Source organism: Bacteroidia bacterium (assembly GCA_026932145.1).
Classification (GTDB): Bacteria; Bacteroidota; Bacteroidia; order J057; family JAIXKT01; genus JAIXKT01.
The window spans coordinates 4,411-5,289 of sequence record JAIXKT010000020.1 but is presented as its reverse complement, the minus strand read 5'-3'; the positions used below and the strand labels follow the sequence as shown (position 1 = coordinate 5,289).

Sequence of the window (879 nt, the reverse complement as noted above, 5' to 3'; positions counted from 1 at the left end):
TTGCTCAAATGTTTCTATTCGCACTGTCCGCCCACTAACGCAAAACCCGTGTTAGCGGTTCGTTGTTTTTTTCTGTCGTCTAATGTTACTCGTCATTTAGTGAATTTATTCCTTGTTCCTTAAGTTTTGCTAATGCGTCTTTCATTGATTTAACTTGTTCTGGAGGGTGTCCTTGCCAATTGGTAACTTCTCCAACAATTTTAAACGGACTTGTTGAACGATAAGATTTGGTCGGGTTGCCAGGAAATTTTTTGTCTGTCAAGTCTGGGTCGTCTTCAATTGGTCCTGTTGGTTCAACTAAATAAATTCTTTCTCGTTCCTCACCAAATGCAAGTTCAGCTCCCCAAATAGCAGCGTCTAATGTTGCTGAAAGAAAAATGTACTTTGCGTTTTTCCTTTGTCCGTAATTAGAGTTAAAACCAACTTCGATAAACTCGCCTACTTTCAAGTCAGACCTTGTCCCGTGAAAATATGTCTGTGCGAAAGGTGTCGCAACGTGTCCGCTTGATTTTTGGTCGCTGTTATTTTTTTCCATTGTCATTATTTACTTTAAATATATTTTGTGTCGGTTCGCTTGTCGTCCTACAATGACCGCTAACGCAGCGCTTGACGAAGTTCCGAGAAAAAAAAGAGAAGACCAAAATTTATTTTGGTATTCCGGTGTTTTTTTTCTTGGGATCTAATTTTGTCAAGTGTTTTGTTGGGCGACGTTAGCCGGAACGGCGAGCGGTGCGAGCCGCAGCCGGCGCAAAGCCCAGGCGTATCTTAGACAAAATCAGGTCAAGCGCTGCGTTGAGCGACATTTGTTTTGGATGGGAGTGTTTGCGCAGCAAAACACGAAGAACAAAACTACGCCGCAGGCGTAATGTCGCTCAACGG

General features: G+C 42.8%; 1 protein-coding gene. It reads right to left on the bottom strand.

Annotated features, from left to right (window positions below):
* Positions 1-85 precede the first annotated feature (85 nt).
* Positions 86-535 (bottom strand): NAD(+)--rifampin ADP-ribosyltransferase, encoded by a 450-nt coding sequence (gene arr, locus LC115_05495; protein MCZ2356132.1) that lies wholly within the window; start codon positions 533-535, stop codon positions 86-88.
* Positions 536-879: the final 344 nt, after the last annotated feature.